This window comes from Spelaeicoccus albus (assembly GCF_013409065.1).
GTDB lineage: Bacteria > Actinomycetota > Actinomycetes > Actinomycetales > Brevibacteriaceae > Spelaeicoccus > Spelaeicoccus albus.
The window spans coordinates 3,308,721-3,324,118 of sequence record NZ_JACBZP010000001.1 but is presented as its reverse complement, the minus strand read 5'-3'; the positions used below and the strand labels follow the sequence as shown (position 1 = coordinate 3,324,118).

General features: G+C 59.0%; 13 protein-coding genes and 1 pseudogene. 9 read left to right on the top strand and 5 right to left on the bottom strand.

The features are described from left to right. Positions 1-85: 85 nt before the first annotated feature. A complete protein-coding gene (locus BJY26_RS15430; RefSeq protein WP_179429085.1) occupies positions 86-691 on the top strand; it encodes a DUF5134 domain-containing protein in 606 nt (201 codons plus the stop codon). A gap of 584 nt (positions 692-1,275) precedes the next feature. Here BJY26_RS15430 and BJY26_RS15425 read toward each other — a convergent pair. Both BJY26_RS15425 and BJY26_RS15420 read right to left on the bottom strand, forming a co-directional pair. Next, a complete protein-coding gene (locus tag BJY26_RS15425) occupies positions 1,276-2,805 on the bottom strand; it encodes an FAD-dependent monooxygenase (RefSeq protein WP_179429084.1) in 1,530 nt (509 codons plus the stop codon). Positions 2,806-2,893: 88 nt separating this feature from the next. Continuing rightward, on the bottom strand, positions 2,894-3,334 hold the full coding sequence (locus tag BJY26_RS15420) for a MarR family winged helix-turn-helix transcriptional regulator (protein ID WP_179429083.1): 441 nt from the start codon (positions 3,332-3,334) through the stop codon (positions 2,894-2,896). Between the two features lie 640 nt (positions 3,335-3,974). Here BJY26_RS15420 and BJY26_RS15415 point away from each other — a divergent pair. The 4 genes from BJY26_RS15415 to BJY26_RS19205 all read left to right on the top strand — a co-directional run bounded on the left by BJY26_RS15415 (position 3,975) and on the right by BJY26_RS19205 (position 7,623). Further along, a complete protein-coding gene (locus tag BJY26_RS15415; RefSeq protein WP_179429082.1) occupies positions 3,975-4,556 on the top strand; it encodes a hypothetical protein in 582 nt (193 codons plus the stop codon). Between the two features lie 185 nt (positions 4,557-4,741). Beyond that, positions 4,742-5,281 carry a nucleoside deaminase gene (locus tag BJY26_RS15410; protein WP_218852456.1) on the top strand — a complete coding sequence of 180 codons (540 nt, stop codon included), beginning with the start codon at positions 4,742-4,744 and terminating at the stop codon, positions 5,279-5,281. 513 nt (positions 5,282-5,794) lie between these two features. Further along, entirely contained in the window at positions 5,795-6,688 is an 894-nt protein-coding gene (locus BJY26_RS15405; RefSeq protein ID WP_179429080.1) for a class I SAM-dependent methyltransferase, read from the top strand. 578 nt (positions 6,689-7,266) lie between these two features. Next, complete coding sequence (locus BJY26_RS19205; RefSeq protein ID WP_237248773.1) at positions 7,267-7,623, top strand: phosphotransferase; 357 nt, start codon at positions 7,267-7,269, stop codon at positions 7,621-7,623. A 400-nt stretch (positions 7,624-8,023) separates the two neighbouring features. Here BJY26_RS19205 and BJY26_RS15395 read toward each other — a convergent pair whose 3' ends face one another. The 3 genes and pseudogenes from BJY26_RS15395 to BJY26_RS19755 form a co-directional block, all read right to left on the bottom strand. Further along, positions 8,024-8,191 carry a hypothetical protein gene (locus BJY26_RS15395; RefSeq protein ID WP_179429079.1) on the bottom strand — a complete coding sequence of 56 codons (168 nt, stop codon included), beginning with the start codon at positions 8,189-8,191 and terminating at the stop codon, positions 8,024-8,026. A gap of 420 nt (positions 8,192-8,611) precedes the next feature. Then, positions 8,612-9,571 (bottom strand): aminotransferase class I/II-fold pyridoxal phosphate-dependent enzyme, encoded by a 960-nt coding sequence (locus BJY26_RS15390; RefSeq protein ID WP_237248774.1) that lies wholly within the window; start codon positions 9,569-9,571, stop codon positions 8,612-8,614. 150 nt (positions 9,572-9,721) lie between these two features. Beyond that, positions 9,722-9,886: pseudogene (locus tag BJY26_RS19755) on the bottom strand (winged helix-turn-helix domain-containing protein); the annotation flags it as partial. Positions 9,887-9,967: 81 nt separating this feature from the next. Here BJY26_RS19755 and BJY26_RS15385 point away from each other — a divergent pair. From BJY26_RS15385 to BJY26_RS15370, 4 genes are all read left to right on the top strand, one after another. Continuing rightward, complete coding sequence (locus BJY26_RS15385) at positions 9,968-10,618, top strand: FMN-binding negative transcriptional regulator (protein ID WP_179429077.1); 651 nt, start codon at positions 9,968-9,970, stop codon at positions 10,616-10,618. Positions 10,619-10,730: 112 nt separating this feature from the next. After that, positions 10,731-12,053 (top strand): MFS transporter, encoded by a 1,323-nt coding sequence (locus tag BJY26_RS15380; RefSeq protein ID WP_179429076.1) that lies wholly within the window; start codon positions 10,731-10,733, stop codon positions 12,051-12,053. Continuing rightward, complete coding sequence (locus tag BJY26_RS15375; protein WP_218852454.1) at positions 12,043-13,635, top strand: amidohydrolase; 1,593 nt, start codon at positions 12,043-12,045, stop codon at positions 13,633-13,635. Before BJY26_RS15380 ends, BJY26_RS15375 begins: the two co-directional genes overlap by 11 nt. Further along, positions 13,617-15,341 carry a thiamine pyrophosphate-binding protein gene (locus BJY26_RS15370; RefSeq protein WP_342354676.1) on the top strand — a complete coding sequence of 575 codons (1,725 nt, stop codon included), beginning with the start codon at positions 13,617-13,619 and terminating at the stop codon, positions 15,339-15,341. The genes BJY26_RS15375 and BJY26_RS15370 overlap by 19 nt, the downstream gene beginning before the upstream one ends. Positions 15,342-15,398: the final 57 nt, after the last annotated feature.

Genomic DNA, 15,398 nt, shown 5'->3' with positions numbered 1-15,398 from the left:
CATGAACCATGGCCAGAATGGCGATCACGTACTGGTATTCTACGAATCGTAGAATACCTTAGTCGACGTGAGGAAAACTTCGATAATGACACCGAACCCTTGGATGCCCACGTGGGTCCAGGTGTCTTGGATCGCGATATACGTGCTCGTGGTTCTCGTTCACGTTCACCATGCGTGGAGCTTGACCGGGCTGAGTCGTGTTTGGCATCTCAGCCACATTCTGATGGCCCTCGGCATGATCGACATGTTCTGGCCCACAACGATGCCATTCGGCCAGGCGGCCGGTGTGACGGCTTTTGTTGTACTCACCACCGCTGTCGTCGCTATCGGTGTCGGCGCCGTCGTCAGCCAGCGAGGATGGCGTGCGTGGACATTCTCGGCGATCGATCTGGGCGGGATGATTTACATGTTCGCGATGATGTCGTATCGCTTGGCCCCGTTGACGCTCGCCTATGCTCTATGGTCGGTCGTCGAAGCGGCCCTATGGGCAACGGGGCTGGCCCACCGTCTGCTTCGGTTACATGGTGCGGGAACGGGTACAAACGACCAGACTGACGCGGTCACATCCCACAAGCGATGGGGCTTGCAGCTGAGCCTCGCCGCGATGATTATCGGAATGGCGTACATGTTTGTGGCAATGCAATATGGAATACCGACTTCAGGCATGCACGGAATGGCGCTCGAAAATTAGACAATCGAATGTGTCGAACCACCTGAGTGGATTGCAGGGTTGTGGAATCGTAATTGCTTAGCGCGAGGGACGACCGACCCGGTACGAGATCGCCGATGCGCATGTGGCGCGGGCGTTGACCGTGTTGGTGGACGATACCTCGCAGCCGTTGAATGCGCACGTGGTATGTCCCGTTCCCGGATGCCGAAAGGGGGAGGGTGCGCATTGACCCGCCGGCTGGCCGCTGAGCGTCGTTCGGTTCTGCACCGCTGAGTTCGGCTTATCGTCGGGTTCACGATTACGTACCCCAGAACGGTGGGAGAAAGCGACCGCCAGAGCGATCGGGGCTGCTTTTTTCGCTCTCGCTGTCTACGTGACAGTAGACGCGATCTTGACATTAACCGGGGTCGCGGACGTCGGCCACAGCGCACTCGGTATCGGAATCGCGGCGCTGAGTTTGATCGTAATGCCGGTGTTGGCCCAGTTCGAGTTCCGCACTGGACGCGAACTCGGGTCAAAGAGTGTCCAGGCCGACGCGGAGCAACTACTGCTGTGGCTGTGCTGCCTGACGTCGAAGGACGCTTCGTTTGCGATCAGCGCCGGGTTCAGGCTGCACCGAACCAATTCTCCAAGGCTGCGGTCAGTCCTGCGGGGTCGGTGCCGGTCCAGGCGATGTAGCCGTCGGGGCGAACGAGTAACCCCATCGCGGGGGGATCGGACAGCTTCGCCGCCACGTAATGGATCCGGCTGCTCCATGGCTCGACTATGGTCGACATGGCTGCGGTATCCGTGCCGTCAATCAGCAGCGGCCGGCCATCGCGCTGGAGTTCGGCGAGCCGTACGAGCATCCCGTCACCGGTAGTCATCTCCAATGGAGGTGCGAACCAGCCGGCGGGTGATTCGGGATCTTCGTCGTCGACGTGGTAGCGGACGTCCGCGCCGGCGATCAGGGCGGCGAGTGCCTGCAGATTGTCGGGGTCTTGGAGGAACTCGGTGGCCATCTTGCGCAGGGCTGTGACGTCGTCTCCCGGTGCGAGCAGGGCGGACTCTGCTCGCGTGTGCATCAGCACGCGAGCTCCGACCGAGTGGCGCTCACTCTCGTAAGTATCGAGCAATCCCTCCGGCGCCCATCCGTGGACCGAGGCGGCGAGCTTCCACCCCAGGTTCGCGGCGTCGCCGAGGGCGGCATTCAAGGTTGGCCCGTGACTGACGTGCGCGGCGTCGCCGGCGACGAAGACCCGGCCAGCGCGATACCGATCAGCTTGCCGGGAATTGCGGTGGGTCAAGCGCCGCAGCAGCGTGGGCGCTCCCACGGGAGGCGGAGTGAGAGGCACCCGTACTCCGAGCACCCGCTCGACGCTGTCCTCCATCTCATTTAGCGTCATAGGATCACCGTGGCCGGGAAAATTGCCTCCGGGCTCATCCTCCCACTCAGCGGTGTTGACCAGCGGCCTCTGAGGGTCGTGCGGAAGAATGCTGAACACCCCGTGCTCCGTGCGATGGAAGGCGGCGGAGATCTCGCCCAGGCCTTCAACCACTACGCGTCCTCCGGGCAGGAATGCGATGTGGTCACTGGGGCCGATGAGAGCGGAACGGTCCACGGTGTGCTCATCGGTCGTGCCGGGGAAGCCGATGCCGGCCTGTCGACGGATGAGACTGCTTCCGCCGTCGCAGGCGACCAGGTACTGGCCGCACAGGGTTGTCTCGCCGTCCGGAGCAAGAGCTTGGACCTGAACGTGGTCGGTGGTCTGACTGAGCGAGGTCACTTTCCAGCCGCGACGGATCTCGACGTTGAGTTCGGCCGCTCGTTCAGTGAGCACCCGCTCCAGATCGCGCTGGTTGACCGGCAGGAGATACAGGGGGTTTTCCCCGCCCAGGGTGCTCAGCGCCAGGGGGATACCAGCGTAGAAGAAGCCGGGCGCCGGCCTCGGCACATCAGGGCCACCGAGATGCTGAACCAACCCGCGGTGATCCAGTAGGCGGACGGTCTGGCCGGCGAGTCCATGCGCTTTGTCGCTCGTATCGGGCTCGGTGCGCTGCTCCAGAACGAGCGGGGTGGCGCCGGCGAGACGCATCTCGCAGGCGAGGAAGAGGCCGGCAGGACCGCCGCCGACGATGATCGCGTCGTAAGTCACGGGGTGGGCTCCTTAAGATTGTGCGTGCGCGGTCGGGTCATGGTGGGATCGAGGCCTAGAGTCCGGCTGGTCTGGTTCAAGACGTTTTTCAAAGATCGACGCAGCGGTCAGCCGCGTCCGCGACGAGCATTCGCAAGGTGAAGTCCCTCCACAGGGCCTGCTGGCGTTCGGTCAGCGATTCGAAGAGCTCGCCGATCTCAACCTCGAACTGGCGGGTCGCCGCGCCGACCAGGTTTCGGCCTGCCGGCTCGAGCCGCACGCGGACCGCACGCCTATCCCGCTCGTCCGGCGCACGGCTGACCAGCCCACGCCGCTCGGCCCGCATGACCGCCCCGCTCATGCTCGACTTGTCTGTCCCCATCTGCGCGGCCAGTTCCTTGATGGTGGGCTCACTGTCGCGCAGGATACCCAGCAGTCTCACCTGCTGTGTCGACAGATCTGTCGCCGCAGCGTGTGCTTGCAGGCGCGCAAGGATGACGAAGGCGAGCCGGACCAGCACATCGACCGTCTGGTGATCTTCTGTGTCCATACCGCTCATCGTAGCAACTAGATGGTGCCACGTGCTATTTTAGTTGGGGCCGCCACATATAGTCGCTGCCGGGTGCGCGAGTCCGATTGCCGGCTGTCTGCATTGTTTGGATCGCCTGCCTGGTGGACGGACGGAAATTCATCTGACTCCCGGGCGGGCTATTGGAGGCATAGTCCGGGGGTCAGGCGAAGGGCCCCGGTCACGGTCGCTCTCGGCCGAGTTCACGGTGACCGGGGCGGTCGTTATGCGTCGGACGGCATCTGCTGTTCGCGCTGCGCCCAGGCGCTGGTCTTGTCGGGGCGGCAATGCCGGCTCCAACGGCGTATCGAGGGCCCTTGGGTGCACGGAGAACGGTGTTGACTGGGCAACTCGCCGTGGCGAAGCGGGCCTGCTGCAACGTTGGAGACTGGCTCGTGACGAGCGGCTTCCGCATCGCACGACCGACATCCGGTTGCAGGGAGTGGACGACTGCGCGACAGCGCTCGGGATAGCATAAATGTTCGCTGAAGGATTTTGCTCCGGGGTTTGCTTTTCATCGTGCATTTTGTTGAAGCCGAATCGCCGGCCTGCGGGTGTCCTGACAGGGGCCGGCCTTGCGGGGTGCTCGTCGGACTATAGCGAGCACAGCGACTGTATGCTCATGGTGCGCTATGACGACGCCGTCTACCGGTGGGTCGCCGTAAATTCGATACCGCGGCCCGGGCAGGCGTTGGGCAAGGCGCGCTTCGCCGGCTGCGACGGGAGTCCGTTACGGACGTCGTCCTACCACGGCAAGTTATTCGCCGTCCCGGGCACCGATACCGGCGAGACGGTGTTGTTGCGTATAAGCGGACACGACTCGGTCTATGTGAAAAGGAGCCTGAAACGGGCCAAGTGGCCGGCTTTGGTCAAGGCCGCTCATCGGCCCTTTGCGTGCGAACAGGCGGTCACGTTCACCGGGGACTGGAAGTACGCCGACGACGACGGCACGCCGGACGAGAAGGGTCATGAACTCACGCCTCCATATACCGGGACGTTCACCACCACCCACGGCACGGGGCTCGGCCTCGACACGTGGTCCCGCGTGACGTTGGACGCGCGCATTACCAGCCACACTCATCCGGTACCGACCCCGCGATTTCTTAAGCGGGCGCTAGCCGAGAAGAATCCGCGACACGTGAGCGTAACGGCGACGTGCCGAGGCAGGAAATTCGACGTTACAACCATAAAATTTGCCAATTGACGATTCTCACGACTCGACGCCGGCAGTTGGGAGTCAAGATAGGCGGGCTGGCCATCACTGTTTACTTCGTCGAACTCGATGTCTGGCCGTCATCGACTACGGATTCGATTACGAGCAGCTAGCGAACGGCGGATCACCGGAGTTGATTTCGTATTGAGGTCCCTAATGCACGGGCCCCGTGATGCATGAGGCATCATGACGGCATGATGACTCCGGCTCGTGCAGTAGCTCTCGCCATTGACACTGCCGAGGCCGGCTTAGCTGCTGGAGAGATGCCAATTGGGGCTGTCGTCGTCAGTGGGGATCGAGTCGTGGGCAGGGCGTTCACTCAGGAGAAAGCTCTTGGGCGACGGATTGTGCATGCGGACCTGCTCGCAATGCAGCAAGCTGATGCCGTGCTTGGGTTTTCCGGCTCCAGCGAGCCCTTGGTATTGGCGGTGAATCTTGAACCATGCCTTATGTGCCTCGGCGCTGCCATCACGCTCGGAGTGGGGCGGGTGTACTACGCGCTGGAGTCGCCAAACGATGGGGCCGTCGAACTTTTAGCACGGTGGGATCCTCCGATAGAGCAGGAGTTCTTCTGCAGGCCCACCGAAATCCGGGCGGGGTTTCATCGTGATCGCTCACAAGAGCTGTTCCGGCGTTATGCAAACGGTGATGGGCCCGTAGGTATGCGTGCGTGGGCTGCGCGTCTAGCCGCTGGAGACAGCCAACGACGCCAGTAAATGGCCCAGGTAGGGCAGCTTGAGTTCCTGTACCTTATCCGAAGCGGTCATCAGCGCGGCTTCAACCACCTCTTGTGAACTCCAACGCCCCTCCCGATCTTCGCAAAAGCCATCGTCGCGCAGATACGCCGTCCGTGTGCATCTCTTCAAACTGAGAGGTGACATGTTCTACGAGGCAGCTCGCCCGGTTACGTTGACGGGTGCTCAATTCGCGCGAGAGGACGTCGTGCGCGGTGGAAGTAGTGATGGGTGCTAAAAAACCGATCGGAGCGTCCAATGCGCAGCTCGCCCGGTTACGTTGACGGGTGCTCAATTCGCGCGAGAGGACGTCGTGCGCGGTGGAAGTAGTGATGGGTGCTAAAAAACCGATCGGAGCGTCCAATGCGCTATCCACCCCGATCACCGCAGCCGAAATGTCGACTGCTAGGCCGGTGTATGCGGCCAATTTGCTTCGATCCGTGCGCGATTTACGAGCCATTCAACCGTGAAGCACCACGGGCTAGATTACGAGCTGTGATCGATCGACTGTCGGAGCCGAATCTCACTTATGTCGCCAGTGCTGTGGTTTATCTGATTCAGGGACCCGCTCAGTCGTGGCATAATCGCATCGTGGCTGGCGATGCGACGCTCAGGCGAGCGAAGTCATTCGAGGAGGGCGCGGTTGCCTACGAAAGGTTCCGTCCCACGTTTCCCGACGCACTGTTCGACGACCTGGTGGCGATGGCAGGTTCTCGTTTTGACAGTGGAGTGTTGGAGGTAGGCGCTGGCACCGGACGTGCGACTCTTCCGCTGGCCCGCCGCGGTGCCCAGCTCCAGGTCGTCGAGCCCTCGGGTGACATGCTCCGCGTCCTGAGGGATCGTCTGCACTCCGAGAAGCTGCAGGACGCGGTCTCCGTGCGACAAGCAACGTTCGAGGACGTCGTACCAGACGAGGGCCCCTACGGGGTCGTTATTGCGGCACAATCGTTTCACTGGGCTGACTCGAGGACCAGATGGACCCGGCTGGCGAGACTTCTTGGTCAAAACGGCATCGCGTTCTTGTTCTGGAACGGCTGGCATCTCGACCCGACGCAGCACGATCTTGACGCTGTGCGGAAGGTCTATCGTCGCGACGGCAGGGGCCTGGTCCCTGACATCGATGACCACTGTGCTGCAGCCAACTGGGCGCACGATGAGATCGCAGCCGAACCTGCGCTGACGAACGCTGAGTCGACCACCTACGTCTGGGAATGGGAACTACTTATTGACAACTACTTGAATCTTCTCGCAACCACTTCCCAGTACGCCGTCGCAGCCGCTCACCATCGCAAGCAACTATTGAACGCTCTGAAAGCGGTGCTCGGTGATGCGGTGCGACTCAACGCGAAGACGCATCTGCTGTCCACCCGCCCGCAGACTAGCGAGTGAGCAACTGCATCGCGAAGGCAACCGTTTGCGATTACCGATAAGGGCGCAGTGCACTCCTAACGACGCGCGCGCCGCTAGTAGATCCGCGATCGATTGTTTGCTCGGCGGAGTCTCGGTTTGGCGAGAAGTGTTCAAGCGCGCAGGTGCCGACGATAAATGGGACGACGTCGGCCGTGCTTCTCCGTTATCGTGGCCGACGTGGACATGGTCGAGGTTGTCGTCGCCCACGGTGATCGTGCGACCGTGCGCGTCGGTGACGTGTTCTTGAAGATCGATGCCGATCAGACCCGCACTGACTTCGAGGTCGAAGCAATGGCGATGGCACCCATTCCGACCCCGCACGTCCTCTGGCGGGATCCACCTGTGCTCGTACTCGTTGCTGTCCCGGGGACTGCACTGGGCCACCTCGGTGAGCCGTCTACCGCATCATCGGCGGCGTGGGCCGCGGCGGGTGCCGCCGTCCGGGCGCTACACGACGCGCCGCTGCCGCCCTGGCCTGGGCGGGACCATGATGAGATCGCGTCGCGCTGGCCCGTGAGTGCGAATGGCTCGTCGAAAGCCAAGTCCTTCCCGCCGGGGTGGTCGCGCGCAACCGGCGGCTCGCCGAGACCGCCCTGCGACCGTGGACACCGGTCTTTATTCATGGAGACCTGCAGGTCGACCACGTCTTCGTCGTCGGTGACGAGGTCAGCGGCGTCGTCGACTGGTCTGAAGGAGCCCCGGGGGACGCGCTGTACGATCTCGCCACCCTCACGCTCGGACATCCGGAACGCCTCGACGAGGTCATCGCCGGCTACGGCACCGAGGTCAACCGCGACCTCATCCGCGCGTGGCGGTCTCTCCGGTGCATAACGAACGTCCGCTGGCTGATCGAGCACGGTTACGGCCCACCCGAAGAGTATCCCGAGGTCGCGGTGCTGCGATCGAGTCCGTGACGCTGCATCAGCCTGACATCGTCAAGTGCGGACCATGGGTGTAGTTGTGACGATCGGTGGCGGGTCGACGATGGCGGAGAATCGTTTGCGACGATCGGCGCGGGGCAAGCCTTCTCAAGCCGAATCGGCGTCCGTTGAACGATATATGCCTCTGACCAGTGACAACGCCAAAATTGGACACACCTCTTTTAGATTGCGGTGTTGGGCGAGACGCTCAAAACTAACAAGGTGTGTCAAGATTCGAGTGTTTTTCCTGGTCAAGTCCCGCTTCTGGCTTGAATCACCTGCTTTGTTTTACACACCTAGTAGCCGTTTCGTTCTTTTGGTTCTGTCCGAGGCGGTTCATCGAGTCATCCACATCGGAGAGCGTATTGGCGGTAGATTGAGGCCGGTCGGCTCCTTAGCCGGTGTCGGGCAGCGTGCAGTATTGCGCGTGCTGCCGGGAGTTCAATGCTTTGGACTCGAGAAAGGCTTGTAGTGTTGCGGGAAAGTATTCGTGGACGAGCGCTCGGAGGTTGTTCGGTTCATCGAGCCGCTGCCGGACCGCGCCCTGTTTGGCCCTGGCCATGACTGCGATGCTTTCAGTCAGATTGGCTTACGTCGGATGGTTAGAGGACTGCTTCGTATGGCACTTATCGGTCAGCGTTGAGTTCAAGGCCGTCTTTGGACTTGTGATGCTCAAGCGGGCACGAAGCTTATAGCACTCTACATTTCCGTTGATGAGTTTGTTCGTTTGCGCCTACCCGAACTATGCGGTGTCACGCGAGTAGGAGTGCGAAGTGTGAGACCGTGCCCAGTGCTCGTGACCCGACCTGTTCAGCGCCCGGTGCAGCATTGCTGCTGGAAATCGCCGCGCACCGCTCGACACAGGCCCTTAAGCAACGTTTCAGTATGCCAGCGAGTGTCCAGAGGTGTATCAGGCGGCTCACACGCGGGCAACGTTAATTCGTCCAGCAAAGGGTCAGATGGTCGGCTGCAACCGCAGGCCTTACCGCAAAAGAATCCGCGATGATGGGTCTAGCGCTATTATGAGATCGTTGGCAAATTTAAGAACGTCTTCGGGGTTAAGCGCCGAGACACAGACGCGGATAAACGGGTCACTGTCGATTCGGTATGGTCCGCCAGCCTGCACTCCCCACCCTCGTTCGGCGAGGGTTATTACTGTATCGGACTCTTGGGGCACCGGCACGTAGACGGTGAAACCGGAAACACCTTTGGCCTTGAGGCCGGCAACCGCGAGGGTATTGATGAGTAAGTCGCGTCTCTGCTTATAAATCTCGGCCGCCTTTCCAATTTCGCCCATCGTCACTTCATCCGTGAGCATGCGTGCTGTCAAGCGCTGGATGATATGGCTGACCCAGCCGGGACCAAGTAATTGACGCATATGGACTTGATCTGCGGTGTTCTGGTCCATACACACAGCCGCGAGGCGTAGATCCGGGCCGAAAATTTTGCTATAAGACCGAATGACTGCGAACAGATTTCTTCCGTAGGTAAGACTTGGGTACGGTTCTTGCGAAAGTTCTGAGAAATGATCGTCTTCAATAACAAGAAGGTCAGGGAAGTCCTCTATTACGGCGCGTATCGCGTCGCGTCGCTGGATGGACATTGTGGCTCCGGTCGGATTCTGAGCACGCGGCGTAATCATTAAAGCGGCGCACTTGCGCTTGGAAAGCACATTGGCTAACGAACGCGGGTCTATCCCCTCATCGTCAATGGTCACACCGACCGCTTCCAGACCAAGCATCTGCAGAAGGGTACGTTGGGTGGTCCAGCACGGATCCTCAACTATCACTCGGTCACCGGGATGGAGCCAGACTTGGCTAATGCGCTCTATCGCATCTAGGGCCCCATTGGTGACTCCTAGCGCTCCCACTACACCGTCTCTTTGAAACCGCGCCTCAAGCGGAGTTGCCAATTCCGGGATCACGTTGGTGGCGTCATACATGCTGGGCACGTAGAGGTTAGGCGTGAAGAAGCTAGCAACGTCGGGAAGAAGCCTCGGGTCAGGCTCGATTTTGCTTAGATCGATGAGTCCAGGGTGGCGGGACCGGCTATAGACAGCCGGCAGGCGTGTGAGGTCGGCGACGAAGCTGCGCTTGCCCTGTCTAGAAACTATGAGCCCTCGGCTCGCCAACGTTTTAAGCGCTGTCGCTACTGTCCCCGGGCTTAATCCCGTCGTCCGCGACAACTCCCGAATGGAGGGAAGCAAGCTGCCGGGGGGCAAATCGCCAGTTCGAATCAAGCGAGTGATTGCGCTCACAAGATCGTGCGTATATCGTAGGCCTGAAAGTTCATTGTTTAGCACAGTATATAACTGTACTAATACAGTTAGGATATGTCAATGTGGGTTAACGCGCTCTATGTACCCGAGGACCCCGTCAGCTGCTCGCGCGAGATCATTCGACGACATCCTCTAGCGACGCTGATAGCGACCGACCCGCTGCGTATCGCTCACATGCCGATGTTGTGGCGCGAAGATGCACAGGGAGCCGCACAGCTAGTTGGCCACATTCCTCACGTCGATCCGATCGCCAAAGCCCTCACGTCCAATGGCATTGCCACTGCCGTCTTCCCAGGGCCGCAAACTTACGTCTCTCCCAATTGGTATAAAAGCGTTGGATTGCCGACCTATAACTACACGCCCGTACACATCAGCGGGCACGTAACACAGTTGAGCGAATCGGACCTACGCACTCATTTGCTTGAACTCACTTATGAGCACGAGCAGATGTACAGTGCTTCCGGCTGCCCGGCGTGGGCGTTCAATGATCAAGCTAAGACCCGTATGGAGCTTTTGCTCCCGCGCATCGCCGGTTTCACGATTGCTGTCGAGAATCTGGACGTGAAAATGAAACTCGGCCAAAACCGCGACGTGGATGATAACCGCTCCGTCGCCGCAGTACTTGCATCGCAGGCTGGAGAACAGAGCGAAATCGCTGTGTTGATGAATGAAATGACGACAATAGCCTCACCAGCAGACAATAAACGATAACTATCGTCACGACAGCGGCTATGGCTGCCGGCAAGTCCGATTCCGACTCGTCCCGCAGCGGGACACATTCACATCGGTTCGACGACGAACCGTTCCACGAAAGGAAATCCTCGTGAAGTCCAAATTGACCAAAGCGAGTATTGGTGCATTTCTAGGTAGCACTATTGAATGGTATGACTTTTTTATCTACGGGACTGCCTCGGCGCTGATCTTTAACCGGGTCTTTTTCGACGAGCTCGACTCCGCCATCGGCACGCTACTCAGTATGCTCACATTCGCGGTCGGCTTTCTTTCCCGGCCAGTGGGGGCTTTAATTTTTGGGCACATCGGGGACCGTTACGGGCGTAAGCGAGCGTTTAGTCTTTCTCTTCTGGTGATGGGCTCCGCGACAGTCGCAATCGGACTATTGCCCACCTCTCACCAGATTGGCGGTTTTGCCGCGATAGTGCTTGTGTCAGTTCGCGTCATACAAGGCATCGGAGTCGGCGGCGAGTGGGGCGGCGCTGCCCTTGTTATGACAGAGACGGCCCCTCCTAAATGGCGTGCCTTCTTCGGGGTGGTACCGCAAATGGGAAGCCCGATGGGAACGATCCTATCCAATGTTGCCTTCGTCTTGGTAGCCATGCTCCCCGAGAGTGAAATGTACTCATGGGGGTGGCGAGTGCCATTTCTTGCCAGCGCCGTCTTGATTGTCATCGGCTTCGTAATTCGACGATCCCTCGACGAGACCGAAGCGTACAAGGAGCAGGTGAAAGAGTTCGGTGTTGCAAAGAATCCCATCAAAGAAGCGGTTATCGCTGCTTGGGGCCGCATCTTATTGGTTGCCGGATCTCGCATATTTGAACTCTCAGGATTCACAGTGGCGACAGTCTTCGTCGTCCGCTACGTCGTTGGGGAATTGGACGGCAGCGAAGGCAACGTGCTGACGGGAGTGATCTGGGGAGGCGTTGCAGAGCTGGTCACTTTGCCCGTGTTTGCCCTCGTCATGCTCAAATTCCGACCCAAGAGCCTCATATACTGGTCGGTTGTCCTAGGACTGATCTATGCCATTCCGTTCTTCTTGCTAATCAATATAAACCAGGCATGGTCGCTGATCTTGGCCATGGTGATCTGGTTTCCGATCATTTCGATGCCGTTTGCCGCCTACCCGACCCTCTTCGCCGACCTTTTCGATAGCCGCATTCGCTATACCGGTGTCTCCCTCGGTTTCCAACTCGTGGGCATCTTCAGCGGCTTTGCACCAGCGATGGTGACAGGGCTATTTATCGCCACAGGCAATTGGCTCTCTGTGGCATTTTTCATCGTGGGTACCGCCTTGACCACTTTGGTCTGTGTTCTCGCTATGCAGACTCCGTTCGTGCGATCTGGGCCGGGGCGCGACAAGGCGCGAATCGCCACTATGCCACTGAGCAAGGAGAAAATCGTTGAAGGCTGATCTGATTATAGAGAACGCCCGTATTCGCACCGTCGACGACATCCGCCCTGTAGCCGCTCGGATGGCCATTTGGCAAGGCATGGTGCTCGGGTTCGATGAAGAGATTGACGACCTTAAGGCTAAAGAGGTCGTCGATCTCAACCAGAGAACCGTTCTTCCTGGACTCATCGATGGGCACACTCATTTAGGGACGACCGGCTTATTATCCATCGCCCTCGACGTTTCAGCAGAGCGAAGCCGCGAAGCGGTACTCAGCCGGATATCGCGGGCCGCCGCTGGGTTGCGGCCGCATGAATGGCTTGACGTCGTCGGCTACGACCAACGCGCCATTGGCGACGCCCATCTCACAGCGAAGGAATTGGATCTCGCTGGTGAAGGCCGACCTGTCTGGGTAAAACACATCTCTAACCATGCGTCCGTAGTAAGTACTGCCGTAGTCAAAGCGGCCAAGGAGCACACGATCGCCGGGTACTCCACCGAACAACAGGGGCTACTCATCGACGAGGAACAAACCCTCGTCACGGAGCAACGACTTCCGTATCCACTGAGTACTGTCGAAGATGCGATCTCTTCGGCTGGGCATCAGTGCCTCAGCGAAGGAATTACCGCATGTGTGGATGCCGGGGTCGGATCCGGAATTGAGTCGTTGTCACATCTCGAACTCGCCGCCTATGCACGCTTACGTCGCCGCGGCGCGTTACCTGTGCGTGCACAGTTGATGCCGCATTATGGTGTGCTTCACGCAATACCTGGCCACGTCGACGACCACGTCACGATCGGACTCGACTTAGGTCTACAACAGGGATTCGGCGATGACTGGCTATCTCTTGGAGCCGTGAAGATTTGGATTGACGGCGGCATGATGGCCCGATCGGCGGCATTAACTGCACCCTATGAAGGCACGAATAATCTGGGAATTTTGAACGAAGATCCATCTACCGTAGTCGACCAAATCGGCCGTGCCCATAGTTCTGGCTGGCAGATCGCTGCTCACGCTATAGGTGATCGAGCCATCGATCTAGCTATCGAGGCATTCGAGTCGGCGCAAAGCGACATCCCACGTTCGGACCTTAAACATCGTATCGAGCACGGCGGCTATATTCGGGACGATCAAGTTTCCCGGCTTAGTCGGCTGAATGTGTCCATTTCTACGCAGCCGTGCTTCCTCTGGGGCTCAGGCGACGACTTTACCCGTGTAGTTGGAGCGGAACGCGCCCAGCGGCTGTATCGCGGTCGGTCCCTCATCAATGCTGGAATTCGGCTAATCGGCTCAACAGACAGGCCGCTTCCAGGAACACCACTGCAGGCTATGCAAGTTTTAGTGGAGCGGCGATCGTCAACCGGCTTACCAATGGGCCCGGAAGAAGCGATTAGCATTGATGAAGCGATTCAGGCGTTCACGATCAACCCGGCACAGGCGGCCGGTTGGGGAGACCGTCTCGGAAGTCTATCTCCCGGCAAACGAGCGGATTTCACTGTACTCGGCAATGACCCGAGGGCCGTGGAAGCAAGTCAAATTGGTCAGATTCCTGTGCTTGGCACCTATATCGACGGGCTCAAACGATGGGAAGCAACAGGATGAGAAACGTTTCGGAGCTCGCTGCAATTGCTGTTGCTGACCACTGCAGTTGCGCATTCGGAGTTGTTGGAAACGGAAATGCGCACTTTGTCGACGCGCTGCTACGTACTAAATGCCAATATGTCGCCACCCGGCATGAGGCTGGCGCAATTGGCGCCGCCGACGCCTATGCCCGTGTGGCTGGGACACTGGCGGTGGCAACCACAACTTATGGAGCAGGGTTCACAAATGCGATAACTGCGCTCGCTGAGGCAACCTTTGCAAGATCTCCATTATTGTTGCTCGTCGGTGCTCAGCCAACTACTGGTCCTCGTCCGTGGGACATTAAGCAGGACGCCATTGCCACGCATATCGGAGTGTCCACCATCACTTTAGGGGCAGGCAGCATAAAATCTGCGATCGACGGCGCCGTGGAAAAAGCCCGGGGTGAGCAACGCCCCGTAATTGTCGAAATCCCGTATGACTTAGCAACAAGCCCCGGGCGCGAACAGGCTTCATCAGCCACAACCAGGTCAACTGTCGCTAAATCATCCGACAAACCTAAAAGAGTAAGCCAATTATCTCGAAGCGTGCGTGTCCCGGACGAGGCCGAATTCTTTTCCGCGCTCAATTCCGCGGTGGCTCTAATGAGATCGGCGGTACGACCGTTGGTTCTAGGTGGGCGCGGCGCACTGCTCGCCAACGCGGGCCGTCAGCTTGCTGAGATCGCTGCCAGGCTCGGAGCGCCAACTGCCACAACTGCTTTGGCGAGGTCGTTGTTCGTTGGATCGCCGTGGGATCTCGGCATTGCAGGCGGTTTCTCGACCGTGTCCTCTGCTGAACTTATTGCCACGGCCGACGTGGTGTTCGTCGTTGGCGCCGGATTGAATCAATTCACAACCAGGTTTGACACGTTATTTGCGCAGGACGCTCGCGTCATTCAGATAAACACCGAAGCTAGGCCGACAGCTAGCTGTGTCACGGATGTGCTTTGCGGCGACGCATCAGTTGTCTGTGAAGCTGTCCTTGCGCAACTTCCCGGAGCGACTGCGTCGGGTTGGCGCGATTCAGTGATGCGTGGCGACGGTAGCGAAGCGAGGAGAAGCGACGCGGGAGAGGAATTCGCTTCTGACGGTCGTCTCGACCCACGTTACTTGCTGAGGTATCTCAACGAGATCCTCCCCAGTGACTGCATTTTGGTCCAGGATATCGGGCACAGTATTGGCTGGGCTCCTATGTATCTAGACCTACCGGCCGGGGCGCCGACGGTTCTTATGGGCACGGCTTACCAGTCCATTGGCTTGGCGATGTTAGGGGCAATAGGAGCGAATCAAGCCACTGAGTCTACAGTCGTGGTTGGCATGGGAGATGGCAGTGCCCTTATGTCGCTTGCCGACTTAGATACCCTGGTTAGAGTCGCATCAAGTTGCGTCGTCATTGTCTACAATGACAAAGCTTATGGAGCAGAGATTCACCAATATGCGTCGCAAGGCCTAGAACCCGGTCCCATGCAGATCGAGGAGGTGGACTTCGCCGCGGTTACACGTGGACTCGGAGGGGACGGGGAGGTGATTCGCTCCGTGGCCGACTTGGATCACTTAACGAGATGGGTTTCTAGCGGCGCGAAGGGCTTGTTCCTTCTTGACTGTAGAGTCTCTGCAACTATCGTTGCCCCTTTTATGACGGAGATCGCCGCACATGTGAGGGCCCATGACGAAGGCCGTATCTGAGACCCGAGCGCCGATTGGTTCGTGTAACAGCAATATCGCTAATGTCGCATGGAAATA